Below are 23,455 nucleotides of genomic sequence, written 5' to 3'. Positions count from 1 at the left end.
CTCGCCGGACGCGCCAACATCGCCCACGCCCGCCGCGACCTACACAACCGCACCGATGTCTTCGCCGTCTACGGCATCTAGCAAACCATCACCAAGCCGGACAGAAAGAAACAACGCCGGGGCCCTGCAGAGAGCCGAAGGTTAAAAAACAAGACTAGACGCGTAGTTCCGATGTCAGGGGTCGATGTCTGGGCATGAAGAGAGGGCGTCCAAGATCATGTTGTGACGCAAGACCTGGACACCCTCTTGACCGCACTCTACGTGAAGATCGACGACACCATCCGGGGCACCCCGATGGCGGGGCCGGCCACCGTTGCTGACCGACTCGGAACTGGTCTGTCTGGCCGTAGCGCAGGTCCTGCTCGGCGCCCGTTCGGAGGCGCACTGGATCCGCTACGCCCGGATCCATCTGCGCGGCATGTTCGCGTACCTGCCGGCGGCCGGGCTACAACAAGCGGCTACGCGCGGCGCTGCCGCTGATCAAGAAGGCGATCCGGGACCTGGCCCGCGACACCGACTTCTGGCTCGACAACCACTGGATCGTCGACTCCACCCCGATCCCGTGCGGCATGTCCCGCCCGACCGTGCAACGCGACGCGCGGGTATCGCCGTCGACGACGCGGGGTCTGCGGGAATCGGCTGGTGGATGAACTCCACCGGGTTTGGAACCGTTGCATACACGTACGCAATGTCCGACGGCGTGCCGTTGAACCAGGCGGCTCCCGCTGATCGAGGAGGCACCACAGATGCAAGGTTCGACCGCCCATTCTATCCGTGGCGGCAGGATGGCGGCGCTCTGCGCAGGCCTGCTGCTGACCCAGCAGGCCTGCGCCGCCGACCCGGACGGAAAGCCGGCGGCGTCGTCGACCGGCCCGACGTCAAGTGTCCCGGCCGGCGACCCGCAGGCCACGCCGTCGGCGACCACCGGTTCGCCAACGACGGGAGGTGGCGGCGGTGGAGATGGGGCCATCCTGCGGGGTGAACGTCAGGTCGCCATCGCACCGGTCGGTTCGTTCGAGTCGATCCTGGCCGTCGACGACAAGGGGCGGCTCAACCTGATCGACGGTGCGGCGGAGTACTCCCTGTTCGTCCTCGACCCGGCGGGCGGCGGCCGGCATCAGATCAAGACGGCGAAGGCCGGCAGCGGCGGTGAGTCCTTCTGCATGGGCCTGCGGGACAACGGCACCAGCCCGACCACCGTCGTGGCGGCCGGTTGCGACACGTCTGCGGCCGGGCAGCTCTTCACGCTCGAGCGGATGCGGGCCACGGACAAGCAGGGCCGCCCGACGTACGAGATCCGCGGTGACGGCGGTGTCCACCTGCGGACCATCGCCAGCAGCGGTCTGGTGGCCCAGCCGGCGGGTGACGGGGGGCCGGACACGACCTTCGCCTTCGTTGACAACGGCAAGGCCACGCTGCCGGAACTCGACTAGACGAGTAGTTCCGATGTCAGGGGTCGATGTCTGGGCATGAAGAGAGGGTGTCGATGATCATGTTGTGACGCAAGACCTCGACACCCTCTTGACCGCACTCTAATGTGAAGATCGACGACACCATCCGGACGCCCCAATGGCGGGGCACACCTCCGCTGCTGACCGACTCCGAACTGGTCTGCCTGGCCGTGGCCCAGGTCCTGCTCGGCGCCCGCTCGGAGGCACACTGGATCCGCTACGCCCGCATCCACCTGCGCGGCATGTCCCCGTACCTGCTCCAGCCGGGCTACAACAAGGCTACGCGCCGCCCTGCCGCTGATCAAGAAGGCGATCCGGGACCTGGCCCGCGACAGTTACAGTTGATCTAGCTCGTCCAACCTCCAAGATCCCCAGGTTGGCCGAATACTTACCCCAAGGAGGCCGCCATTTACCGGGTCGTCGAAGTCATGCGCAAAGTCTCCAACCGCATCATCGGTTTTGCGCGGCCCCCTACCCGGACGCCCCGCTCCCTGACCCGATTATTGGACGTGGAGCTACCGCCGCCCGCACCGCCGATCCAGCGGATTCTCAAGAACCCCCGAGTCATGCCCTACCACCGCCTGATCGCGCTAGTCGTGGGGGCCAACGTGGCGGTGGGCTGGCACGCCGTGGCATTGGGCGGCTGGTGAACCGGTCAGGCTACGGCCCTGACATCGATAGAAACTGCTGCTTTGGTGAACGTGACGCTGGCCGTCATCGTCCGCCAGCAGTGGATCATCAATGCGCTGTTCTGGCTGGCCACCCGCGCACCCAGGACCTGGCCGTTGCGGGTCCGCTGGGCGCTGGCAAAGATCTATCACGTTGGCGGACTACACGTCGGCATGGCCGTGTCAGGAACGGCGTGGTATCTGGTCTTTGTTGTATCGCTGATGTACGACCGCCTTCACCATCGGGGACACGTATCGGTCCCCAATGAAGTGATCTCAGCAAGATTCGGGTAGGTACTTGTACTCGAAATGAGTCAGGTGCAGTGCGGCGGCGACGACATCGCCGATCCGGCGTGGGCTGGCGGTGGTGTGGCGTAGCGTCCCCCAGCGTCCGATCAGGATGGCGAAGCCGCGTTCGCCTTGCCAGCGCAGCCCGCGCAGCAGCCGGTTGTAGGCGCGGTTGTCGGGTGCGAGCCGGCTGGTGAGAACTACCTAGCGAGGGCCCACGTGCACTTCCAGCACTGTCCGGCCTGAGCGCATTCATCCGTGTCGCGCCAATCAACACATTTGCCGCTGAGATCAGCTCAGTGCACATCGAGGAAATTCGCTTTGATTAGAACGCATGTAGCCATGGCCAAGACAAGAGTGCGCTACCTCACTGGGATCGGCGTCGTGGTGCTGGCCGTCGTCCTCGGCCTTGTCGCAGCCATTCCGCTGACCTCGACTTCCGGGCAACCGGCACCATCGGGCGGGGACAGCTTCGCACCACCATCCCCGTCTACCCGCTCCGTGGGCACGACAGGCCCGGTACGGTGCCCCGACTGCTGGCGTCCGCCGCTGCAAGTCAGCTGGAACTGGGTCATCGAGGGCGCGCCGAAGCCTCCCTTCCGGGTTGTCGACATGTACGACATCGACGGTTTTGACGCGTCCTCGGCGGACGTCGCCGCCCTCCACAAGGCCGGGATTCGGGTGGTCTGCTACATCAGCGTGGGCTCCTACGAGGACTGGCGCCCCGACGCGGGCCAGTTCCCGGCGGGCCTCCTCGGCCGGAACCTCGACGGTTGGGCCGGCGAACAGTGGCTCGACGTCCGCGGCATCAGTCCCACGAGCCCGCTGGCCCGCATCATGACGGCACGGATCGACATGTGCCGGGCGAAGGGGTTCGACGCTGTCGAGTTCGACAACATGGACGGCTACATCAACCGGACCGGGTTCCCGCTCACCGCCGCCGACCAACTCGCGTACAACCGGTTCCTCGCCAACACCGCCCACGCCCGTGGCCTCAGCACCGTGATGAAGAACGACCTCGACCAAATCGACGATCTCGTCGACTACTTCGACATGGCGCTCAACGAGGAATGCAGCCGATACAACGAGTGCGGCGAATACCAGCCGTTCATCGCCGCGGGCAAGCCGGTCCTCCACGCGGAATACGGCTCCTCGACCGCCTTCTGCCAGGCTGACAACGCGGCCAACATCAACGGCGTGCTCTTCTCACTCGACCTGGACGACTCCGTCTATCGCCCGTGCCGCTGAATCAGAGCATCGGAGCGCCAGAGGGTCCATCGAGATCCGCGGACGCTTTGCCGTCCCGCCGTTACCCGGTCCAGCCGCGGTCGCCCGCCGCGGTAACGGTACGTGGTCGCCCGGGAGATGCCGAACCCCGCGCCGAGCAGGGTCACGTCCTCGGCCTCACGGAACCAGCCCAGCACCAGCAGCGTCCGGGTAGAAGCAGGTCAACGCGCGGGTGCCGCGCGTTGACCACTTGGCTCGACGTGCCGAGGCAAGCGGCCGGTCGAGGTACCGCAGAGGTTCCCTCGGGACGTCGACCATGGCACGATGTGTGATCACGTGGGGCCCCCGCCATGTGGGTGAACTTGTGGTGAGAACCGCCTAACGAGGGCCCACCTCCACCTCCACTTCCAGCGCTGTCGGTGTGAGTGCCTTCATCCGTGTCGCACCAATCACACATTCGGGTCGCTGAGATCAGCTCAGGTGCAGTTGATCCAGCTCGTCCAACCTCCAAGATCCCCAGTTTCGCCGAACACCTACCCCAGGGAGTCCGTCATTTTCCGGGTCGTCGAAGTCATGCGCAAAGTCAGCAGCCGCATCATCGGTTTTGGGCGGCCCCTAACTGGGCCGCCCCGCTCGCTGACCCGATTATTGGAGGTGGAGCTACCGCCGCCCGTACCGCCGATCCGGCGGATTCTCAAGGACCCCCGCGTCATGCCCTACCACCGCCTGATCGTGCTGGTCGTGGTGGCCAACCTGGCGGTGGGCTGGCACGCCGTGGGATCGGGCAGCTGGTGGGCCGGTCAGGCCACGGCCCTGACATCGATAGAAATTGTTGCTCTGGTGAACGTGACGCTGGCCGTCGTCGTCCGCCAGCAGTGGATCATCAATGCGCTGTTCTGGCTGGCCACCCGCGCACCCACGACCTGGCCGTTGCCGGTCCGCTGGGCGCTGGCAAAGATCTATCACTTTGGCGGACTGCACGTCGGCCTGGCCGCGTCAGGAACGACGTGGTATCTGGTCTTTGTCGTATCGCTGATGTACGACCAGTTTCACCATCGGGGACACGTATCGGTCCCCAATCTCGTCGTTTCCGGCGCGCTGGTGACGCTCTTCGTGGTCATGAGCATCCTGGCCCTGCCACCATTGCGAGCCAAGGCGCACGACACGTTCGAGATAACGCACCGGTTCTGTGGTTGGGCTGCGCTGGCGCTCGCATGGATCAACACCGTGCTATTCGTCACCACCCGGCACGGCGGCGCGTTCGCACTGCTGACCACACCGACCGTATGGCTACTCACGGTGGCCACCGTGTCCGTCGCGTTGCCCTGGCTGCTACTGCGCAAGGTCCGCGTCGATACCGAGCAGCCATCCGCCCACGTGGCGGTGGTCAACCTCGACGGCCCGAACCAGCCGCTCATCGGATCGACCCAGATGGTCAGTCGGCGACCACTGCTGGAATGGCATTCATTCGCAAATATCTCTGCACCTGAAGAGGCTCCCGGCAGCCACCGCATGGTTGTCTCCAGAGCCGGCGACTGGACCGCGGAATTCATCGACAATCCGCCAACGCATCTGTGGGTGCGGGGGATGCCGACCGCAGGCATGGCCAATGTCGCGCGGCTCTTCCAGAAGGTGCTCTTTGTTGCTACCGGCAGCGGAATCGGCCCCGTGCTCGCCCACCTCCTGGCCGGTGAGGTGTCGTCCCATCTGGTCTGGGTGACACGCAATCCGCGTAAGACGTACGGCGCACTGGTCGACGAGGTGCTGGCGGCGCAGCCCGACGCGATCATCTGGGACACCGACGCGTACGGCAAACCCGACATGCTCCGGCTGGCGTACGGGGCGTACGCCACCTTCGGCGCGGAAGCGGTCGTCTGCGTCGCGAACAAGAAAGTCACCTGGCAGGTGGTGCACGGCCTGGAGCTGGTCGGCATCCCGGCATACGGTCCGATCTGGGACGCGTAGCCCGCGGGAGCCGGCGTTGCTCGGCCGTGCGCCGTCGTAGGCCGGGTAGCCGACCAGTAACCCGTCAGGTCAGGACGCGGGACCCTTGTAGAGCCTGGTCAGCTTCACCGACCCGGGGAGGGCGGGAGTCAACCGAGTACGGTCCAGGGCCGGTTCAGGTGTGCGGTGGCCAGCACGGCGCGACGGGCCCGAGCCCCGTCGAGCCCCGTCGACGGGTCTCCCGCGCGACCTCCGGTTCGGCCTCGTACCGGTAGCCCACGTCGGGATCGACCAGTTGCACGGCGTGCACCAGGACGTCACCGGTGACGATCACCGGGTCGCGACCGCCGTCGACGACGACCGACTGGTGACCGGGGGTGCGCCCCGGGGTGGGGACGACCCGGACGCAGCCGCCGCGCCCCGGAGCGGCGTGCAGCCGGCTGGCCCCGTCCACCTCGTGCAGTTGCCCGGTGGCCCCGCAGCGGCTCGACCACGTACGTGCGGGCGGCGTCGCCGTCGGGCAGGTTGGCCACCTCGCGGCGCTGGACGACGTACCGGGCGTTCGGGAACACCCGCGTGCCGTCCAACCCGACGGACCAGCCGAAGTGGTCCTCGTGCAGGTGGGTCAGCACCACCGTGTCGACGTCCGCCGGGTCGATGCCGGCCCGGTCCAGCTCGACCGGGAGCCGGCCCGGGGGCGGCGCCCAGCCACCGGCGGGGCTGCCGTCGGGCCCCACCCCGGTGTCGACTAGCGTCAGCCGGTGTCGCGGACCGCGTACGGCGTAACACCGGAAGGCGAGCTGCCAGGCTTCGCCGGGGCCGAACGCGTCGGGGTCGACGGTCCGGGCCAGGTCCCAGTCCTCCGGGGTCGCCGCCGGGAACGCCGCCTGCCGGTCGAGGAAGAACGTGCCGGCCGCGTCCAGCAACGGAATCACCTCGTACGCGCCGACCGACCGGGCGTCCCACGTCCGCTGTCCCGTCGTACGGCCAGGTTTCGCGTTCGCCGGGGCGGCCGTGCCCGTCGCGCCGGCCACCGTGACGGCTGCGGCGGCGACGTGGCGGCTGCGGGAGGTCATGGCTGAGCACGGCATGTTTGCCACCACCGAGTTGGTGCCGCTGCTGCGCGACCGCGGGATCGACCTGTCCGCCTCCCAGGTGCACCGGCTCGTGACCGGCACCCCGGAGCGGCTGTCGCTGATGGTGCTGGCCGCGCTGTGCGACATCTTCGGCATCACCCCGCAGGACCTGATCGTCACCGAGGCGGTCAACGCCGGCGTCCGCAAGGTCGCCGCCGGCGACCGGGCAGCAGGCGTCGGCCCGGGCACGCTGCGGCCGAAACGAGCCCGCATCGCCCCCGCCGAATGAACCCCGTCGACCAGCGGAGGAAGACCTGTCCTGCGCCCGCTGCGCTCGCCCGCTGCGCCGGCAATCGCGAACCGACTCGCCGGACAACCAGCGGGGCCGGCTGGTGGCGGTTCGCCGCTGGCCGGAGGGCCACATCTGCTCCGGCTGCTTCTTCAAGGCCTGCGAAACCTATGGCCGCTGCGCCGGCTGCGACGCTGAGCGGCTCGTCCCCGGCCTCGACGCCGATGGCAGCCGGCTCTGCACCGACTGCGCGGGACTCGGAGACTTCACCTGCCAGCGGTGCGGCGAGGAAGGAGGACGAGAGGAGAGCGGCGCATGCGGTCGGTGCGTGCTGTCCGACCAGCTCGCCAGACTGCTCGATGACGGCACAGGCAGCATGCGGGCCGAGCTGGTGCCGTTCTTCGAGCACGTACGCGAGATGTCCCGGCCGCGCAGCGGACTGGTGTGGCTGTCCAAGCCGCACGTGCCGCCGATCCTTCGGGCCCTGGCCCGCGGCGACGTGCCGCTCACCCACGAAGGACTGAGCAAGCTCTCTCCCTGGCGGTCGGTCATCTATGTGCGTGACCTGCTCATGGCCACCGGGATCCTCCCACCGGTCGACCGGTTCCTGCTGCTGTTCGAGCAATGGCTACCCGCATGGCTTAACTTGATCGAGGACATCGAGCACCGCAAGGTGCTTCACCGCTTCGCCACCTGGCACGTGCTGCGCAAGCTCCGCGACGCCGCGACCAGAGGCCCGATCGGCAGCTACCGCAACAACATCGCCCGCTACCAGCTGCGGACCGCCGCCGCGTTCCTGGCCTACCTGGCAGACCGCGGCCACAGCCTCGGCGAATGTTCTCAGGCCGACGTCGACTACTGGTTCGTCAGCACCGTCAGCTCACGCACCCAGGTTCGCCCGTTCCTGATCTGGTGCATGGACCAGCGCCAGATTCCCCGAGCTGTCCTGCCGCCCACGGGGAAGCCTGCGAGGGCTCCCCTTGGCCAGCAGCAGCGGCTCGCCCTGATCCGGCGCGTGCTGACCGACGAGCAGATCCTCGACGCCGACCGAGTGCTCGCACTGCTCGTCCTGCTGTTCGCGCAACCGCTGAATCGGATCGCCTGCCTGAGCATCGACGACGTGATCCGCGATGGCGACCAGGTACTTCTACGCCTGGGCGATCCGCCGACACCCGTCCCATCACCGTTCGCCGAGATCCTGATCCGCTACATCGCCAACCGGTCCAACCTGACCACCGCGACCAACCCGAACACCCGGCTGCTGTTCCCCGGCCGTCGCGCCGGCCAACCCATGCACACAACCTCACTCCGGCACCGGCTCCGCGCACTCGATATCCCGAACATGGACGGCCGCACCGCCGCGATCCGCCAGCTGCTCCTCCAAGCCCCCGCACCCGTCGTTGCCAGGATGCTCGGCTACCAGACGGCCCGAGCCGAGGTGCCAGCCGCAGCAGCCGGCGCCACCTGGAAACGTTACGCAGGCGGCGACCACTCCAAGGTCACCCGTAGCCTTCGGCTCTAGAACAACGCAAAGCAGTTGATCTAAAGCGGCGGGCGGTTCGTGGCCGTGGTTTCGGCCCTTGAGGACCAACGGCGCTGGATGCGGCGCTAAGCCGTAATCGCCTGGTCGGAGGGCTGCAGTGCTCGGTAGAGGGTGGAACGGCCGACTCCGAGGTGTCGGGCGATGGCGGTGATGGATTCGCCACGGGCCTGGCGGGCGCGGGCGACGGCGAGGACATCGTCGGTAACGGTGGTGGAGCGTCCGCCGTGCCGGCCGGCGGCGGCTGCGGCGCGTAGTCCGTCGAGGGTGCGGTCGCGGATCAGTTCGCGTTCCATCTCGGCGGCGAGGGCGGCGACGGCGAACAGGAGCCGGTCGGCGGGAATTCCCGGTGTTACTCGCGCCGGAGGTCTTCGCTGCTGGTTCTGACCAGGGTGCCGACGTAGACGACCGCGGTGAGCAGCACGACGGCGGTTGCGGTGAGGCCAACCTGTATGAGCAGGATCTCCCCGAACCGGCGCGTGGTGACTCCGGTGATCTCGATAGCGACATGGACGGCACCCGCGGTCGCCGCCATCGCCAATGCCGCCGAGATGGCCAGGGGGAGGGCCACTTCTGCCATGTCGGCTGCGGCTTCTGTCCGGCGAGGCACTCCGACGATCCGTAGGGCCGCAATGAGCCGGCGGCGTTCGATCAGCCGGTCGACGGCGACGACGACGAGTGCGGCGAGGCACAGCAGGAGGGTGATGGCCATCAGCGCGCCGATGATCACCGTGACGGTGGCACCTCCGAGACCCTGGGTGGTGCCGAGGAAGCCCTGAACGTTGGATGCGGGAGCTTGTGTGGCGAGGATCTGGCGGGCCCGTTCCAGGACGGGTGGTTCGTTGCGCAGGAGAACGGTGGTGGTCTGCGCTGCGGTGCAGTTCGCAGGGCTGGTGATGAGCAGTTGGTACGGCCGGTCGGCGTACAGCTTCGGGGTCAGCTCAAGCTTCTCGGCGGGAGTCACGACGGTCCGCGCCGCGGGACAGTTGGTTTCCGCGGCCGGCGTCAGACGCAGGGTGGTGCCGGCCGGGAGTTGCGGCTCGCCGGCGAAGTCGGGCGAGTTGATGTGCAACCGGTAGACGCGCTCAGGACTGCATGCTTCCGCGCCGTCGAACAGTCCACGGACGTCGGCGCAGGAGGCGATCATGACGTCGGCCCGCTGTTCGGCGCCCAGTCTCCCCGAGGCGTATTCGTATTGTGAGGCGCCGTGTATGCCTGGGGTGGCGCGCAGAGCGTCGAGCACGGTGGGGTTCACAGCGCCGTCGAGGGTGAGCTTGAGCTGGGCTGGCGCGGACGGTGTGGCCAACGACTCGGCGAGGCGAACGTGCTCCGCGGCGCCGAGGCCGATTCCCGCGGCGAAGAGGGTGACACCTACCGTCGCGACGAGACGGGCCGCAGCGCCGTCTGAGGCCAGGGCGCGCCGCCCGGCGATACGCAGCGCGGGCGGGAGACCGGGACGGCGGTTGAGGCGCTGCCACATGGTCTGCACGAGCAGCGGCGTGACCAGCGGCAGTCCCACGGTTGTCAGAACGAGGCCGGCGGCGAAGGCCAACAGCGCCCAGAAGGCCCTCGTCGCGGGCAGTGCCGCAGCGCCGGCCAGGAGGGCGACTCCGCAGGTGATAGGCGCAATCCGCAGCAGCGCCGGCCGTCGGCTGGCCGCGTTGCGGAAGGCGTGGAGTGGATTACCGCGCAAGCGGGCGAACGCGCCGGTGGCCACGGCGACGGCATACAGCGGCAGCCCCACTGCGGTCAACGCGACAGTGAACGGCGACAGCGCGAGGTCTTCGGCGAACCAGTGCAGGTGGCCAAGACTCAACTGTTCAGTTCCGCCGCGGACGGACAGCCAACCGGCGGTCCCGATCGCGGCGCCGACGGCCGCCACCGCCCCGGTCTCGACGGCGTTGACAACCTGCGTCTGACGGGCGTCAGCCCCGAGCAGGCGAAGAGCGGCCAGCCGTCGTTCCCGGGTGGCCGCCGACAACCTTGCCGACGCCGCCAGGAAGATGCCCAGAGGAATGAGAACGAACACGGCCATGCCGACCGGCACGAGCACAGCCGGCCGCAGCACCTCCTCGACAGCACCAGTCCATGAAACGCCCCGATGCCTGATCTGCGTACCGATCCGTTCGACGCACTGCGCGCCACCCGCCCGATCCGCTTCGGCAGCGGGCACGCCGACGTAGGCCAACAGCTCGTCCGGCGCAACCAGGCCCGCGGGGTCAACGACGCCGACGACACGCTGCGGGAACCTCGCGGCAGCGCGCGCGTCGTCGCCGATGAGTTCTGCCAAGGCGGGTGACACCACGATCTCACCGGCCGCTGGCCAAGCCAGCACGCCGGGTGGCCGAGGCGACTGCGCGGTGGTGTTCCACACGGCGACACGGCGTAACGGGCGGGAGCCGATGTTGTCCTCGACGGTGCGTAGCTTGAGACACCCCGCCGTGCCGGCTGACGTCGCCACGACGGGCTCTCGATCACCGAGGCGGCCGTCCTGCCGCTCGGCGACACCTGGAGCGGCGAGGGTGGCCAGGAGCACGAACGCACCGAAGGAGACCGCTGCTGCCTGCAGCACCAGGCGGACCAGCCCAGCGGCGCCGCCGCCGCGGCACAGCCGCAACCCCAACCGCACGAACGGGAGGTAGCTCATGCTTGCAGCACGCCGTCTCGCATTGTCAGGACCCGGTCGGCCGTGGCGGCGACCTCGGCGGCGTGGGTGACCAGGATGAGCGCGCTGCCGCCAGCGCGGGCCAGGTCGAGCAGCGCTGACAGCGACTGCGCGGCTGAGCGGGAGTCCAGCGCGCCGGTCGGCTCGTCAGCGAAGACAACACTCGGCTGGTGCACGAGCGCCCGCGCGATGGCGGCCCGCTGGGCCTGCCCACCGGACACCCGCGACGGCGTGCGATTCCGCTCGCCGTCTAGGCCGAGGCGAGCCAGCAGTCCGTCCGCGGTCGCGCGGGCCTTGCGGGCGGAGACGCCGGTCAGGCGCAACGGCAGCTCCACATTCTCGGCCAGCGTTAGCTCCGGTATCAGGTCCCCGAACTGCATCACGAAGCCGCACTGGCGCAGCCGCAAACCGGCTCGTGCGCGGTCACTGACCGCGCCGAGGTCGACGCCGTTGAGATGCACCGACCCCTGGTCCGGGCTCAACACTCCCGCGAGCAGGAACAGCAGAGTGGATTTGCCCGAGCCGGACGGGCCCGTGATCGCGACGACCTCGCCCCTGGCCACACGCATGCTGGCCTCGCGCACGGCGACCGTCTGGCCGACCGTGTAGGTCAGGCCGTCGCTCGAGACGACGTCAGCGCCCACACCGATGCCCATCCTGAAGACCACCCCCGAAGTTGCTCACGACGCCGAGGATGCCAGCCATACGAATCTATGGCCAGCACCCTCGCCGCGCGTCGCTGTGTTCGATCAGAGACAGTTGCTGGCGAGCTTGTAGCTCTCCGCCTCATTGTCGAAGTTGCGCTCCGGCCCCAGTTCCGCGACATATTCGCCAGCGTTCAGGCAGATTCGCGTGCCGGTGTAGTTGTCGTTGTCGAAAATCGTCAGCTTCTGACCAGTGCGGTTCCAGACCGAACTGATCTCGTTGTCGCCGTCCCATCCGGGGATGTCGAACGTCGTCTGCGTGGAGTGCACGTACCGGTTACCGCCCTTGAACAGGTCCTCCCACATGCACACACGACCATCGTCGCAGGCGGTGGTCTCGGTGAACGGCTGCACCGGAGCCGCTGCGGCGGGAGCGGCCAACGCCAGGGACATCACCACGCCTGCACCAACAGAATGGAGTGATCGTCTCACTCGACTCTCCCTCGTTTTGGTGTTCACTTCGATGAATGTCGGCCGACCTCGACGACGCTACTTAGACGGCAACGCAGCGTAAATGGCTATTCACGGTAGGTGATTCGAACCGTGCCCTGCAGCTAAGGTGATCAATTGTTTTTGGCGGAGAGTCTGTGCGCCTATTTAGGGAGATTCCTACAGATTCCAGGCACACAAGGCCGCAGCCGAAATCAGATCCTGCAACTTCCGCCAGCGTCATCGGTCGCGACGGAGCGACCTGCCGGCGCGGCACCCGCGCGTTGACCTGCTTCCACCAGGCGCTGCTGGTGCTGGTCTGGTTCCGCAAGGCCGAGGACGTGACCCTGCTCGGCGCCGGGTTCGGCATCTCCCGAGCGACCGCGTACCGCTACCGCGACGAGGGCATCGCCGTGCTCGCCGCGCAGGCGCAGGATCTACACGCCGCGCTGCGTCGAGTCGCCGACGACGGCTGGTCCCACGTGATCCTCGACGGCAAGCTGTTCGACTGCGACCGGCTCACCGAGACCACCCTGTCCGTCAAGGGCGAGACCATCGACGCCTGGTACTCCGGAAAGCATCGAGACTTCGGCGCGAACATCCAAGCGATCATCCGCCCGGACGGGCCCTAGACGTACGTCAATCTTTGCTGGTCATGCCCCGGATCTTGATGACCGTTTGACCACGAACTGCGAAACCCGGGCGAACCGCCAGCAGATCACCGCGTCGTCCTCGTAGCCGAGCAGTTCGAACAGCTCCGCGGTTCGCCGAGCGCACGCCGTACTGCGCCGCCCGCCACGCTCCTGCAGGAACCGGCGTTGCCCGGCCGGGCGCCCGTCGACCAGGTACGCACACAACACCTCGTAGCGACGCTGCGTCGGATCGGTGGGGCTCGGTGAAGAACTCCCCGCCCGTACGGGCGCTGTCCGGCCTGAGTGCCTTCATCCGTGTCGCACCAATCAACCCATTCGCGTTGCTGAGATCAGCTCAGTGACTTCTGGTTCGACAACCACTGGATCGTCGACTCCACCCGGTCCCGTGCGGCATCTCCCGCCCGACCGTGCAACGCTCGGACCTGGCCGGCTGGGCCGGATACGGCTACTGCGCCTCACACTCCCGGTTCTTCTGGGGACTACGGCTGTACCTGGTGTGCACCCCGACCGGGATGCCGATCCTGTGGGCCCTGGCCAACCCGAAGATCGGCGAACGCGAGGTCCTCGCGGCGATGGTGGAGGTCGACGCCGGGGTGGTCGCCGAGCATCCGGGCATCCTGCTGATCTCGGACAAGGGCTTCGCGTCGAAGACGTTCGAACGGGAACTCGGCGAGCAGGGCATCGAACTGCTGCGGCCATCACGTAAAAGCGGTGGGTCAGGACGTCGCAACGGCTGCGGCTAGCGCCCACCGGGCGGTCGCTACTGCGGTGAGCTCCAAGGGTGGCCGGCGGGTCGAAGTCAGACTCGTCGCAATCCGACCGCGTCGACGATCGTTGTTGAGCGTCGGGGCCGGTTCGCCCGGTTCGGGGTCGAGCACGTCGAGGCGGCTCTGGCGGCTGCGGGGCGGCGTCTGCTGGTGGTCGCCGCGGACAACCCTCGACCTCCGGGGCCCGACAGCGCCGCACGGGCCGAACCGCTGCGGGTTGGCCGGTGCGGCGCTGCCGGGCATCGCCCCGGCAGCAGGTCAGTGGATGAGGATGGGGCTCTTTCCCTGCTCCGCCTGCGGGTCGTCGGGCAGCTGTGACGGCTCGTTCCGGCGGGGCAGGAAGGCGGCCGGGACGAACGTGGCCGCTACGAGGGCGAACGCAATCCAGAACGTGGTGGCGTACGAGCCGGCGGCAAAGTCGAGCCCCCGCTCGATGAGCGACGGCGGGACCGGGAACTGTTGGAGCAACTCCGGCTGCTGCTGGGCGGCAATGGCCAGGCTGGCCTCGGTGATCGGCTCTCCGCTCGGGTCCGTCGCGCCGGGGATCGGCTGGGAGCCGTTCAGCTCGTTGGTGAGGATCACCGACATCAGCGCGGCGCCGACGGAACCGCCGATCTGCTGGAGGATGTTGACCAGCGTGGAGCCGCGGGCCACCTCCTGGGGGTGCAGGGTCTTCAGCGCCGCGGTCATCAGCGGCATCATGGCGGCACCCATGCCCAGGCCCATGACGAACAGCGAGCCGCACAGCAGCCAGTACGAGGTGCCCGCGTCGACCTGGGTGAAGGCGAAGAACCCGAGGAGAATGAGCCCCAGGGCGAACGGCACCGTGCGACCGACGGGCACCCGGTCGGCGAGCGTCCCGGCGAGCGGCATGGTGAGCATCGCGCCGATGCCCTGCGGCGCGATGAGCAGGCCCGCGGCCATCGTCGACTCGCCGCGCACCTGGAGGAAGTAGGCGGGGAAGAGCAGCCCGGCGCCCATGAACGCGATGATGAACACGAACAGGGTCACCGTCGCGACGGTGAGGTTGCGGTTGGCGAACAGCCGCAGGTCGAGCAGGGGGTGCCGGGGCTTGAAGGAATAGGCGACGAACCCGACCAGGAGCGCGGCGCCGACGAGCGCGGGCGCCCAGACCTGCCTGTCGGCGAAGGTGCCGGCCTCGGGCAGCGAGGAGACGCCGTAGAGGAACAGGGCGAGACCCGGCGACAGCATCAGCATGCCGAGGAAGTCGAACGACTCCGACGGCTCAGGGGCGTCCTTCGGCAGGGCCAGCTGGGCGTAGACGAGCGTCACGGCGCCGATGGGCAGGTTGATCAGGAAGATCCAGTGCCAGCTCGCCGTGTCGATGAGCCAGCCGCCGAGGATCGGGCCGCCGATCGGCCCGAGCAGCATCGGGATGCCGAGGACGGCCATCAGGCGGCCGATCCGGTTCGGCCCGGCCGCCCGGGTCATGATCGTCGTGCCCAGGGGCAGGAGCATGCCGCCGCCGAGGCCCTGCAGGACGCGGTAGGTGATCAACTGCCCGATCGTGTCGGCGGTGGCGCACAGCCCGGACCCGATCGTGAACAGGGCGAGCGCGACCATGTAGAGGCGCTTCGTGCCGAACCGGTCGGCGGCCCACCCGCTGAGCGGAATCACCGTGGCGAGCGCGAGGGTGTAGGCCGTCATCGTCCACGCGACCCGGGCGTAGGACGCGTCGAATTCGGCCTGGAACGTCGGCAGCGCGACACTCACCACCGTCACGTCGAGGATCGACATGATGGCGCCGAGGACGACCACCCCCGCCACCTTGAGGACCGCGGCGTCGAGCTTGTCCGCTGTCGCGGCAGGTTGCTGGGTCACGAAAGAAGTCTCCTGGGATCGGTTGGGCCGGCGAGAGCCGGGCGGTTACGGCGCGCCGCACCCACCCGGTTCGGGAGACGCCGCCTGCGGAAGGCGACACTCGCGCGCAGCGTAACCACCGGCACCGACATTCCGCCGCCAATTACCGGCGGACGTCGCACAGCCCACACCCGCCAACCCCCCCCGGCCGGTGACCGGCGGCGCGGCGACCGAAGTCGCGGCGCGCGCCAACCGGCCGTGGCGGCCGCGCCCCGCGAGGACGGCCGGCGGGTCAGTCGGCCGCCGCCGTGGCGGGGACCGGATCGTCCTCGCCCGCCGGCCGCTCGACCGTCGGCAACAGCGGGTCCACGAGCAGCAGCAGCACCGAGGCCGCGGTCAGCGCCGCACCCACCAGGAAACCGGCCCGCGCGTCGAACGCCGACAGCAGCACGCCGCCGATCAGGGCGCCGAGCGCCACGCCGACGTTGAACGCGGCCGAGTTGGCCGCGAACCCGATCTCGGTACGGCCGGGTGCCACCCGCAGGATCCGCGCCTGCGTCGCCATGAAGACCGGCGCGGCGGAGCAGCCCAGCACGCCCAGCAGGATCACGACCGCCACCTGGTTGCCGGCCAGGGCGCCGAGGCCGAGCAGCGCCACCGCCTGCACCCCGACCGTCAGGAGCAGCGACCCCCGCGGCATCCGGTCCAGCAGCGGCCCGACCGCCACCACACCCGCGGTGCCCGCCGCGCCGAAGACGAACAGCAGCGCGCCGACGCTCTGCTCGGAGAACTCGGTCAGCTTGGTGAGGAAGTCCGTGATGTAGGTGAAGCCGGCGAACATGCCCGTCACCGACAGGGCGGTGGTGGCGATGACGACGGCGAACCGGCGCCCGTCCGGGTGGGAGCCGAAGGCGCCGTGGCTCTCCTCGGGCCGGGTGGTCGGCAGCAGCACCGCGATGACGACCAGCGCCACCAGGCCGAGCGCGGTGAGCGCGAAGAACGGCACCTGCCAGCGGCTGTGCTGGCCGAGCCAGGTGCCGGCGGGAACACCCAGGACCGTCGCCAGCGACCCGAAGACCGACATCACCGCGATGACGCGGCCGCGGCGCTCCGGGGAGAACAGCCCGACGGCGGTGGGGCCGAGGACGGCCCAGAACAGCGCCTGCGCGATCGCGGTGACCACCCGGGCGCCGAAGAGCACCGGGTACGACCGGATCATCACCGAGGCGAGCGTGCTGACCACCAGGAGCGCGAGCAGCCAACTGAGGACGTGCCGACGTGGCACGCGCCGGGTCATGTGGGCCAGGGGCAGGGAGAGCACGGCGACGGTCAGGCCGTAGCCGGTGACGAGGAAACCCGCGGACGGCAGGGAGACGTCCAGGTCCTCGGAGATGAGGCTCAGCAGGCCGATCGGGAGGTTCTCGGTGGTGTTGAACACGAAGGCCGACAGGGCCAGGGCCGCCAGGACCGTGATCCGGCTCCAGAGGGGGGACCGCATGCGGGGGAAGCTCCTCTCGAAGGGTTGCATCACTCGGCGGTGGCCTGGTGGCCGCCATCGAGTCCACGCCGGACCAGAGCACCCAGTGCCGCCAGAGCGTCACCATGCCAGATCGTATAGTGATTGCCCGAGATTGTGCATTCGTCGAGGCCAATGACGATCTCCCGCCACCCGGCGGCGTCCACCGACGACCCGGTCGCCCGGACGAGCGTCGTCGGCCCCGCGTAGCGGCCGGCCGGCCGGTACGAGCCGAGGGCCCGCAGGTGGGCGAGGAAGGGACGGTACCGCCCGTACAGGAACTCGGCGTCGCACTCCTGCGGCAGCACCCGGGCGCGGACCACGGCGGCGAAGACGTCGTCGACGCCGGCGTGATCGGAAACCTCCGCCAGGGCCGCCCGGACCGGCTCGGCCGGGATGCCGCCGAGCTCGACGAGGTCGTGCACCAGCCAGCGCGCCGCGGTCCCGTCGGACGGGACGGTGAGCGCGCCGGGCGCCGGCGCGTCGACGAGGATCAGCCGCGGGACGGCGACCCCCGCGGCGGCGAGGCGGCGGGCCAGGTCGTACGCGACGACGCCGCCCATCGACCAGCCCAGCAGCGCGACGGCGCGGTCCCCGTGATGCCGGTGTATCGCGGCCAGGTACCGCGCCGAGTGCGCCGGCACGGAGTCCAGCGGGCTCTCCTCGTTGTTGAAGCCCGGCGCCTCGAGGGCGTAGACCGGCTGCTCGGGGTGCAACAGGGGCACCAGGGCCCGGTAGCCGTAGGGCGACCCCGAGACCGGTGGCGCGCAGAACAGCGGCACCCGGGAACCGCTCGGCCGCAACGGCAGCACCGGGTCGAAGCCGTCCGTCACGACGGGACCTCCCGTCCGCGCCCGCCGTGACGCCGTCGATGCGCTCGGCGATCGCCCGGACGGTCGAGGTGCCGTAGAGCTGGCGCAGGTTCAGCTTGACGCCGAAGTCCCGGGTGATCCGGGTGATGACGCGCATCGCCTGCAGCGACGAACCGCCGAGGTCGAACAGGTTGGCATCGGCGCCGACGTCGGCCCGGCCGAGCACGTCGGCGAAGATCCGGACCAGGGCCGCCTCGGTCGCGGTGGCCGGCGGAACGACCGTGTCCGTGGCGACGGCGTCGTCGGCCGGGTCCGGCAGGGCGTTGCGGTCCACCTTGTGCGACGACGTCATCGGCAACTCGTCGAGGAACACCCAGGCGGACGGGATCATCGACTGCGGCAGGGTCTCGGCGAGGAACGCCCGCAGCCGCGTGGCCGTCGGCCGCTGTGGGCCCTCGGCGACGAGGTAGCCGACCAGGCGCTGGTCGACCTGGCGGTCGGCGCGCACGGCCACCACGGCCTGCCGGATCTGCGGGTGGGCCAGCAGCGCCGACTCGATCTCGCCCGGCTCGACGCGGATGCCGCGCAGCTTCACCTGCTGGTCGATCCGGCCGAGGTACTCCAGATCCCCGTCGGCGTTCCACCGCACGAGGTCGCCGCTGCGGTACACCCGGCCGGTGAGGCGGAACGGGTCGGCCTGGAACCGCTCGGCGGTGAGCTCCGGTTGGTTCAGGTATCCGCGGGCCAGGCCCGCACCGCCGATGAGCAGCTCCCCCGGCGCGCCGCGCGGCACGAGCCGGTCGGCGCGGTTGACCACGTACAGTCGCCGGCCTGGGTGCGACCGTCCGATCGGCGGCGGGGTCCGCCACGTCCCCGACCCGCAGTCGTACTCGGTGCAGCAGACGGCGACCTCGGTCGGGCCGTAGAGGTTGAGCAGGGTGCGCCCGGGGCGGATCCAGGCGTTGGCCAGCTCCGCCGACAGGGCCTCGCCGAGGCTGACCACCCGGCGCAGCGCCGGGTACGGCTCGGTCTCCAGCAGGCTCAGCATGGTCGGTGTCAGCGCGGCGGAGGTGACCTCCGCACGCCGCATGAGCGCCGCCACCTCCGTGGGAGACGCGCCCTCCTCCGGCGCCACCAGCACGAGCGTGGCGCCGGCGACCAGGGCCGAGAAGATCTCCCCCCAGGACACGTCGAAGGTGAGCGCGGCGAACTGCAGGACCCGCTCGCCGGGGCGCAGGGCCGTCAGCTCGATGTAGCGGTCGGCGTACAGGCCCATCGCGCCGTGCTCCACCTGGACGCCCTTGGGCCGGCCGGTGGAGCCGGAGGTGTAGAGCAGGTACGCCAGGGAGTCACGGCCGGTCGGGTCCGGCAGCGGCGTGTCCTCCGGTTCCTCGCCGGCCGGCTCGTCGAGCACCACGACGCTCCAGCCGCCCGGTTCCGGCAGTTGGTCGGCGAGGGCCCGGCGGGTGAGCACGACGCGGGCGCCGGCGTCGCGGATGAGGTACGACAGCCGGTCGACCGGGTTGCCGGGGTCCAGCGGGGCGAAGGCCGCCCCCGCGCGCAGCACCCCGAGCATGGCGGGCAGGACGTCGAGGCCGCGGTCCAGGACGAGCGCCACGACGTCCTCATGGCGTACGCCCCGGGCCCGCAGCCGCCGCGCCAGCCGCTCGGCGTCCGCGCAGAGCGCACCGTAGGTCAACCGCTCGCCGCGGCAGACGGCCGCCACGGCGTGCGGGGCCGCCGCGGCGGTCGCCGCGATCCGCGCGTGCAGCGGCTGCTCGGGGACGGCGCGAGGGCCGCCGTCGCCGAGCCGGAGCAACGCCTGCTGTTCGGTCTCGGACAGCACCGGCAGCTGGGACAGCGGGGTCGACAGGTGCGCGGGCAGCATCCGCAGCACCCGCTCGAGGTGGTCGGTCATGGCCTCGATGCGCCACCGGTCGAACAGGTCGGTCGCGTAGTTCACGTGCAGCGAGAGCCGGTCGCCGGCGAGCGTGAAGTCGAGCGAGAGGTCGAACTGGGCGCGGCCGGACGGCGGCACGAGCAGCTCGGCGTGGACGCCGGGCAGGTCGAGAGCGCCCCCGGTGGTGCCGTCGCCGAGCAGTTGGGTGATGACCTGGAAGAGCGGGTTGCGGGAGCCGTCGCGCAGCGGGCGCACCCGCTCCACGACCTTCTCGAACGGCACGTCCTCGTGGTCGTAGAGGTCGAAACTGGCGTCGACGACCCGTTCCAGCAGCTCGCCGACGGTGGGCTCGCCGGTGAGGTCCAGCCGCAGCACGACCATGTTCACGAACAGGCCGACGGTGTCCTCCAGGTCGGGGTCGGCACGCCCGAGCATGGGTACGCCGAGCGGCACGTCCTCCTGACCGGAGTGGGCGTGCAGGACCGCGGCGAGTGCGGTGGTGAGCACCATGAACAGCGAGGCTCCGGCCTCGCCGGCCACCCGGCGCAGGCCGGCCAGCAGGTCGCCGTCGAAGTGGCGCACCACCGTGCCGCCACGCTGGCTCGGCACCGGCGGCCGGGGCCGGTCGGTCGGCAGCTCCAGGGTGGGCAGCCCGCGCAGCGCCCGCTCCCAGTGCCGGAGTCCCTGTTCCAGCGCGTCGTCGGTCAGTCGCTCGGCATGCTCGCGCACGTAGCTGGCGAAGTCGGTACGTGGCGGCGGCAGTTGCGGCATGCCGCCCGCGACGGTCGCCCGGTAGAGCGCGGAGAGGTCACGTTGCACGACGCCGGTGGACCACCCGTCCGTAACCACGTGGTGGAAGGCCAGTACCAGGATGTGGTCGGCGGCGTCGACCCTGATCAGCCGGAACCGGTACAGCGGGCCGACGTGCAGGTCGAAGACCGCGGTGACCTCCGCGTGCAGCGCGGCCTCGATCGCCTCGTCGCGGTTCCCGGTGGCGGAGCGCGGCAGGTCGACGACCTCCAGGTCGACGTCCTCCGGCGGCGGGCCGATGACCTGGTACGGCACGCCGTCGCCGACGGCGAACCGGGTGCGGATCCCGTCGTGCCGCCGGACCAGCAGGGTCAACGCCGCACGGAGCGCGGCGATGTCGACCGGTCCGCGCAGCCGGTAGACGAGGGGGCTGTTGTAGGTGGACTCACCCGGGCTGAGCTGATCGATGAACCACAGCTGCCGCTGGGCGTGGGACAGCGGCAGTCGCACCTCACTGGACGGCGTCGTCATGGCGGTCCTCCGATAGGTATGTTGAGGGTTGTCGATGAGCCACGGCGCTCACGCACTGGCCTGCCCACGACATCGGGGGCATCGTGAACGGGGAGGCGAGGGAATGTTGCGGGAACCGGTCGCGGAGATCGCGGCGCTGTTCGACGTGTACCAGAGCGGGCTGGTCTTCCACTGCCTGTGCGCGGTCACCCGGCTCGGGGTGCCGGACCACCTCGGCGACGACCCGCGGCCGGTCGCCGAGGTGGCGGCGGCGGTCGGCGCCGACACCGACGCGTTACGGCGGGTGCTGCGGCTGCTGGCCGGGCACCACCTGGTCGAGTTCGAGCCGGGCACCGACGAGGTGGCCCTGACCCGTCGCGGCGCGCTGCTGCGTCGGGACCACCCACTGTCGCTGGCCGCGACGTTCGCCACGCTGGGCGTGTCCGACGTGGCGCACCGGACGGCCGACACGCTCCGTACGGGACGGGCGGCCGCGCCGGTGGCGCTGGGTGAGGACTTCTGGTCGTTCCTCGCCGCGCGCCCGGACCGGCAGACCGTCTTCAGCCAGGCCATGGCCGAGCAGGCGCGACTGTTGTCGCTGCCCTGCGTCGACCTCGTCGACTGGCCCACCGAGGGCGTCGTGGTGGACCTCGGCGGCGGCACGGGCGCCCTGCTGGCCGCGGTGCTGGGCACCGCCCCCCGGCTGCGCGGGGTGCTGGTGGACCAGCCGCAGGTGCTCGACCGGTCCCGCGCCGCCGTCGCCGAGCGGGGCCTGGCGGACCGGTGTGAGGTACGCGCCGGGGACCTCTTCGACCCGGCGCCCCCCGGCGACGTGTACGTGTTGTCGCGGGTGCTGCACGACTGGGACGACGAGGCCGTGGTGGGCATCCTGGCCGCGGTGGCGGCCGGCGCCCGGGCCGGCGCACGCCTGATCGTCTTCGAGGACGTGCTGCCCGAGGACGGCTCGGCCACCGCGGCGCAGGCCTGGGCCGACATCGCGATGATGCTGCTGTACGAGGGCGCCCGGGAGCGCACCGCCGGGCAGTACCGGGAGCTGCTGGAACGCGGTGGCTGGCACCTGCGGGACGCGGTGCCCGGGCCGCCCGGGATGCACGTCATCGAAGCGGTCCGGTCGGCGTAGCCGGGGTGCGCGCCGGCTCCAGGACCACGTCGAGCCGGCGCAGCCCGTTGAGGAAGTTGGAGGCCTGCCGGGCCGGCTCGCCCACCTCGCGGATCTCGGCCACCTGGCCGAGCAGGCTCTCCAGCACGCAGCGCAGTTCCAGCCGGGCCAGCGCGGCACCCACGCAGTAGTGCGGTCCCCCGCCGAATCCGACATGCGGGTTGGGCCGGCGGTCGACGAGGAACCGGTCCGGCTCGGCGAACACCTCCTCGTCGCGGTTGCAGGATGGCAGCCAGACGACGACGCGGTCGCCCCCGGCGATGGTCGCGTCGCCGAGGGTCGTGTCCCTGGTCGCGGTGCGCATGGCGTGCCCGGGTGGGGAGGTGTGGCGCAGGATCTCCTCGATCGCCGTGTCCAGCAGTCCCGGGTCCGCCCGCAGCCGCCGCCACTGCTCGGGATGGCGGGCGAAGGCCAGCAGTGCCCCCGAGATCGCGTGCGGGGTGGTCTCCAGGCCGCCGTTGAGCAGGCCGTCGCAGTTGAGGACGATCTCCTCGTCGGTCAGCGGGCGGCCGCCATGGTCCGCGGTGGCCAGCGTGGAGACGATGTCGTCCCCCGGATCGGCCCGGCGCCGCTCCAGCAACTCGAAGAAGTAGGCGAAGACCGCCGAATGCGCCGCGGCGCGTTCCGCCGCCGCCGCGGGTGAGGGATCGGCGTCGTCGAACCCGGTCGCGGTCAGTGCGGCCAGCTCGTCCCAGTCCCGCCGGGGCACGCCCATCATCCGGAACAGCACCCAGGACGGAACGGGCAGCGCCAAATCGGCCACGACGTCGACCGGCTCGCCGCGGTCGACCAGCTCACGCAGCCGGCGGTCGACGGTGTCGCGCAGACCCGGCGCCAGGTCCGCGAGCGCGCGGCTGGAGAACCACCGGGCATGGGCGGGGCGCAACCGCTGGTGGTCGGCGCCGTCCGAGACGACCAGCATCCGTCCGCTGGCGGCGGCCACCGCGGCGGCACCGGCGCCCAGCCGCATCCCCCGGGTGGACGTGAAGACGTCCGGACGCCGCAACACCTCCCGGCCCGGCCGGTACGCGGTGACCGACCAGAAGCCGTCGCGCTCCGGGTTGGTCCAGGCGACGGGGTGCCGGCGACGGGCCTCGCGGGCGACCTCCAGGAACCGGTCCCCGGCGAAGAAGTGCGGGTCCGCCAGGTCGACGTCCGTCCCGCCGGCGGTGAACAGCGGAGTGCGATTGACCACAAGGACCTCCCCGAAATCACTCGCATTTAGGTAATGCAATTACTGCCGTTGCCCGAATGCCACCGGGAAC

20 protein-coding genes and 2 pseudogenes are annotated in these 23,455 nt (G+C 70.1%); 11 read left to right on the top strand and 11 right to left on the bottom strand.

The window, feature by feature from the left end; genetic code table 11:
* Positions 1-746: 746 nt before the first annotated feature.
* The 5 genes from ABGB16_RS26060 to ABGB16_RS26040 all read left to right on the top strand — a co-directional run bounded on the left by ABGB16_RS26060 (position 747) and on the right by ABGB16_RS26040 (position 5,599).
* Positions 747-1,433: a hypothetical protein gene (locus tag ABGB16_RS26060; RefSeq protein WP_347670722.1), complete on the top strand. Its 687-nt coding sequence runs from the start codon at positions 747-749 to the stop codon at positions 1,431-1,433.
* 104 nt (positions 1,434-1,537) lie between these two features.
* Positions 1,538-1,801 carry a hypothetical protein gene (locus ABGB16_RS26055; protein ID WP_347670721.1) on the top strand — a complete coding sequence of 88 codons (264 nt, stop codon included), beginning with the start codon at positions 1,538-1,540 and terminating at the stop codon, positions 1,799-1,801.
* Between the two features lie 345 nt (positions 1,802-2,146).
* The gene (locus tag ABGB16_RS26050; protein WP_347670720.1) at positions 2,147-2,413 is read left to right on the top strand and encodes a hypothetical protein; all 267 of its coding nucleotides are present in this window, start codon (positions 2,147-2,149) and stop codon (positions 2,411-2,413) included.
* A 378-nt stretch (positions 2,414-2,791) separates the two neighbouring features.
* Positions 2,792-3,655, top strand: a complete 864-nt coding sequence (locus ABGB16_RS26045) for an endo alpha-1,4 polygalactosaminidase (RefSeq protein ID WP_347670719.1) — start codon at positions 2,792-2,794, stop codon at positions 3,653-3,655.
* A gap of 459 nt (positions 3,656-4,114) precedes the next feature.
* A complete protein-coding gene (locus ABGB16_RS26040) occupies positions 4,115-5,599 on the top strand; it encodes a hypothetical protein (protein WP_347670718.1) in 1,485 nt (494 codons plus the stop codon).
* Between the two features lie 154 nt (positions 5,600-5,753).
* Here ABGB16_RS26040 and ABGB16_RS26035 read toward each other — a convergent pair whose 3' ends face one another.
* Both ABGB16_RS26035 and ABGB16_RS26030 read right to left on the bottom strand, forming a co-directional pair.
* Positions 5,754-6,014, bottom strand: coding sequence for an MBL fold metallo-hydrolase (locus ABGB16_RS26035; RefSeq protein ID WP_347670725.1), 261 nt, complete (start codon positions 6,012-6,014; stop codon positions 5,754-5,756).
* A complete protein-coding gene (locus ABGB16_RS26030; RefSeq protein WP_347670717.1) occupies positions 5,896-6,654 on the bottom strand; it encodes an MBL fold metallo-hydrolase in 759 nt (252 codons plus the stop codon). Before ABGB16_RS26030 ends, ABGB16_RS26035 begins: the two co-directional genes overlap by 119 nt.
* Here ABGB16_RS26030 and ABGB16_RS26025 point away from each other — a divergent pair.
* Positions 6,653-6,943, top strand: a complete 291-nt coding sequence (locus tag ABGB16_RS26025; RefSeq protein WP_347670716.1) for a helix-turn-helix transcriptional regulator — start codon at positions 6,653-6,655, stop codon at positions 6,941-6,943. The two genes, ABGB16_RS26030 and ABGB16_RS26025, sit on opposite strands and share 2 nt — an antisense overlap.
* A 103-nt stretch (positions 6,944-7,046) precedes the next feature.
* Positions 7,047-8,465, top strand: a complete 1,419-nt coding sequence (locus tag ABGB16_RS26020; protein ID WP_347670715.1) for a hypothetical protein — start codon at positions 7,047-7,049, stop codon at positions 8,463-8,465.
* 86 nt (positions 8,466-8,551) lie between these two features.
* On the opposite strand, the gene ABGB16_RS26015 is transcribed toward ABGB16_RS26020, so the two are convergent.
* From ABGB16_RS26015 to ABGB16_RS26000, 4 genes are all read right to left on the bottom strand, one after another.
* The gene (locus tag ABGB16_RS26015; RefSeq protein WP_347670724.1) at positions 8,552-8,827 is read right to left on the bottom strand and encodes a helix-turn-helix domain-containing protein; all 276 of its coding nucleotides are present in this window, start codon (positions 8,825-8,827) and stop codon (positions 8,552-8,554) included.
* Positions 8,828-8,835: 8 nt separating this feature from the next.
* Positions 8,836-11,130 carry an FtsX-like permease family protein gene (locus ABGB16_RS26010; RefSeq protein WP_347670714.1) on the bottom strand — a complete coding sequence of 765 codons (2,295 nt, stop codon included), beginning with the start codon at positions 11,128-11,130 and terminating at the stop codon, positions 8,836-8,838.
* A complete protein-coding gene (locus ABGB16_RS26005) occupies positions 11,127-11,804 on the bottom strand; it encodes an ATP-binding cassette domain-containing protein (protein WP_347670713.1) in 678 nt (225 codons plus the stop codon). Before ABGB16_RS26005 ends, ABGB16_RS26010 begins: the two co-directional genes overlap by 4 nt.
* 93 nt (positions 11,805-11,897) lie before the next feature.
* Positions 11,898-12,245: a peptidase inhibitor family I36 protein gene (locus tag ABGB16_RS26000; RefSeq protein WP_347670723.1), complete on the bottom strand. Its 348-nt coding sequence runs from the start codon at positions 12,243-12,245 to the stop codon at positions 11,898-11,900.
* Positions 12,246-12,565: 320 nt separating this feature from the next.
* Between ABGB16_RS26000 and ABGB16_RS25995 the strand changes: the two genes are divergently transcribed.
* Positions 12,566-12,913: a transposase family protein gene (locus tag ABGB16_RS25995; RefSeq protein WP_347670712.1), complete on the top strand. Its 348-nt coding sequence runs from the start codon at positions 12,566-12,568 to the stop codon at positions 12,911-12,913.
* A gap of 21 nt (positions 12,914-12,934) precedes the next feature.
* Here ABGB16_RS25995 and ABGB16_RS25990 read toward each other — a convergent pair whose 3' ends face one another.
* Positions 12,935-13,141: a hypothetical protein gene (locus ABGB16_RS25990; protein ID WP_347670711.1), complete on the bottom strand. Its 207-nt coding sequence runs from the start codon at positions 13,139-13,141 to the stop codon at positions 12,935-12,937.
* A 170-nt stretch (positions 13,142-13,311) separates the two neighbouring features.
* On the opposite strand from ABGB16_RS25990, the pseudogene ABGB16_RS25985 reads away from it, so the two are divergent.
* Positions 13,312-13,641 (top strand): annotated as a pseudogene (locus ABGB16_RS25985) (IS982 family transposase); the annotation flags it as partial.
* A 102-nt stretch (positions 13,642-13,743) separates the two neighbouring features.
* Positions 13,744-13,857 (top strand): annotated as a pseudogene (locus ABGB16_RS25980) (IS607 family transposase); the annotation flags it as partial.
* 102 nt (positions 13,858-13,959) lie between these two features.
* Here ABGB16_RS25980 and ABGB16_RS25975 read toward each other — a convergent pair.
* The 3 genes from ABGB16_RS25975 to ABGB16_RS25965 form a co-directional block, all read right to left on the bottom strand.
* A complete protein-coding gene (locus ABGB16_RS25975) occupies positions 13,960-15,543 on the bottom strand; it encodes a DHA2 family efflux MFS transporter permease subunit (protein ID WP_347670710.1) in 1,584 nt (527 codons plus the stop codon).
* 271 nt (positions 15,544-15,814) lie between these two features.
* A complete protein-coding gene (locus ABGB16_RS25970) occupies positions 15,815-17,020 on the bottom strand; it encodes an MFS transporter (RefSeq protein ID WP_347670709.1) in 1,206 nt (401 codons plus the stop codon).
* Between the two features lie 99 nt (positions 17,021-17,119).
* Positions 17,120-21,031 (bottom strand): amino acid adenylation domain-containing protein, encoded by a 3,912-nt coding sequence (locus ABGB16_RS25965; protein WP_347670708.1) that lies wholly within the window; start codon positions 21,029-21,031, stop codon positions 17,120-17,122.
* Positions 21,032-21,134: 103 nt separating this feature from the next.
* Here ABGB16_RS25965 and ABGB16_RS25960 point away from each other — a divergent pair, with 103 nt between their 5' ends.
* Positions 21,135-22,151 carry a methyltransferase gene (locus ABGB16_RS25960; RefSeq protein ID WP_347670707.1) on the top strand — a complete coding sequence of 339 codons (1,017 nt, stop codon included), beginning with the start codon at positions 21,135-21,137 and terminating at the stop codon, positions 22,149-22,151.
* On the opposite strand, the gene ABGB16_RS25955 is transcribed toward ABGB16_RS25960, so the two are convergent.
* Complete coding sequence (locus tag ABGB16_RS25955) at positions 22,126-23,385, bottom strand: cytochrome P450 (RefSeq protein WP_347670706.1); 1,260 nt, start codon at positions 23,383-23,385, stop codon at positions 22,126-22,128. The genes ABGB16_RS25960 and ABGB16_RS25955 overlap by 26 nt on opposite strands.
* Positions 23,386-23,455: the final 70 nt, after the last annotated feature.

This window comes from Micromonospora sp. B11E3, assembly GCF_039871625.1.
Taxonomy (GTDB): Bacteria; Actinomycetota; Actinomycetes; order Mycobacteriales; family Micromonosporaceae; genus Micromonospora.
This window is presented reverse-complemented; position numbering and strand designations above follow the sequence as displayed.

Coding starts and splice junctions, on each gene's coding strand:
- ABGB16_RS26060 (WP_347670722.1), top strand. CDS start 747: ATGCAAGGTTCGACCGCCCATTCTATCCGTGGCGGCAGGATGGCGGCG.
- ABGB16_RS26025 (WP_347670716.1), top strand. CDS start 6,653: ATGGCTGAGCACGGCATGTTTGCCACCACCGAGTTGGTGCCGCTGCTG.
- ABGB16_RS26030 (WP_347670717.1), bottom strand. CDS start 6,654: ATGACCTCCCGCAGCCGCCACGTCGCCGCCGCAGCCGTCACGGTGGCC.
- ABGB16_RS26010 (WP_347670714.1), bottom strand. CDS start 11,130: ATGAGCTACCTCCCGTTCGTGCGGTTGGGGTTGCGGCTGTGCCGCGGC.
- ABGB16_RS26005 (WP_347670713.1), bottom strand. CDS start 11,804: ATGGGCATCGGTGTGGGCGCTGACGTCGTCTCGAGCGACGGCCTGACC.
- ABGB16_RS26000 (WP_347670723.1), bottom strand. CDS start 12,245: ATGTCCCTGGCGTTGGCCGCTCCCGCCGCAGCGGCTCCGGTGCAGCCG.
- ABGB16_RS25970 (WP_347670709.1), bottom strand. CDS start 17,020: ATGCGGTCCCCCCTCTGGAGCCGGATCACGGTCCTGGCGGCCCTGGCC.
- ABGB16_RS25965 (WP_347670708.1), bottom strand. CDS start 21,031: ATGACGACGCCGTCCAGTGAGGTGCGACTGCCGCTGTCCCACGCCCAG.
- ABGB16_RS25960 (WP_347670707.1), top strand. CDS start 21,135: ATGTTGCGGGAACCGGTCGCGGAGATCGCGGCGCTGTTCGACGTGTAC.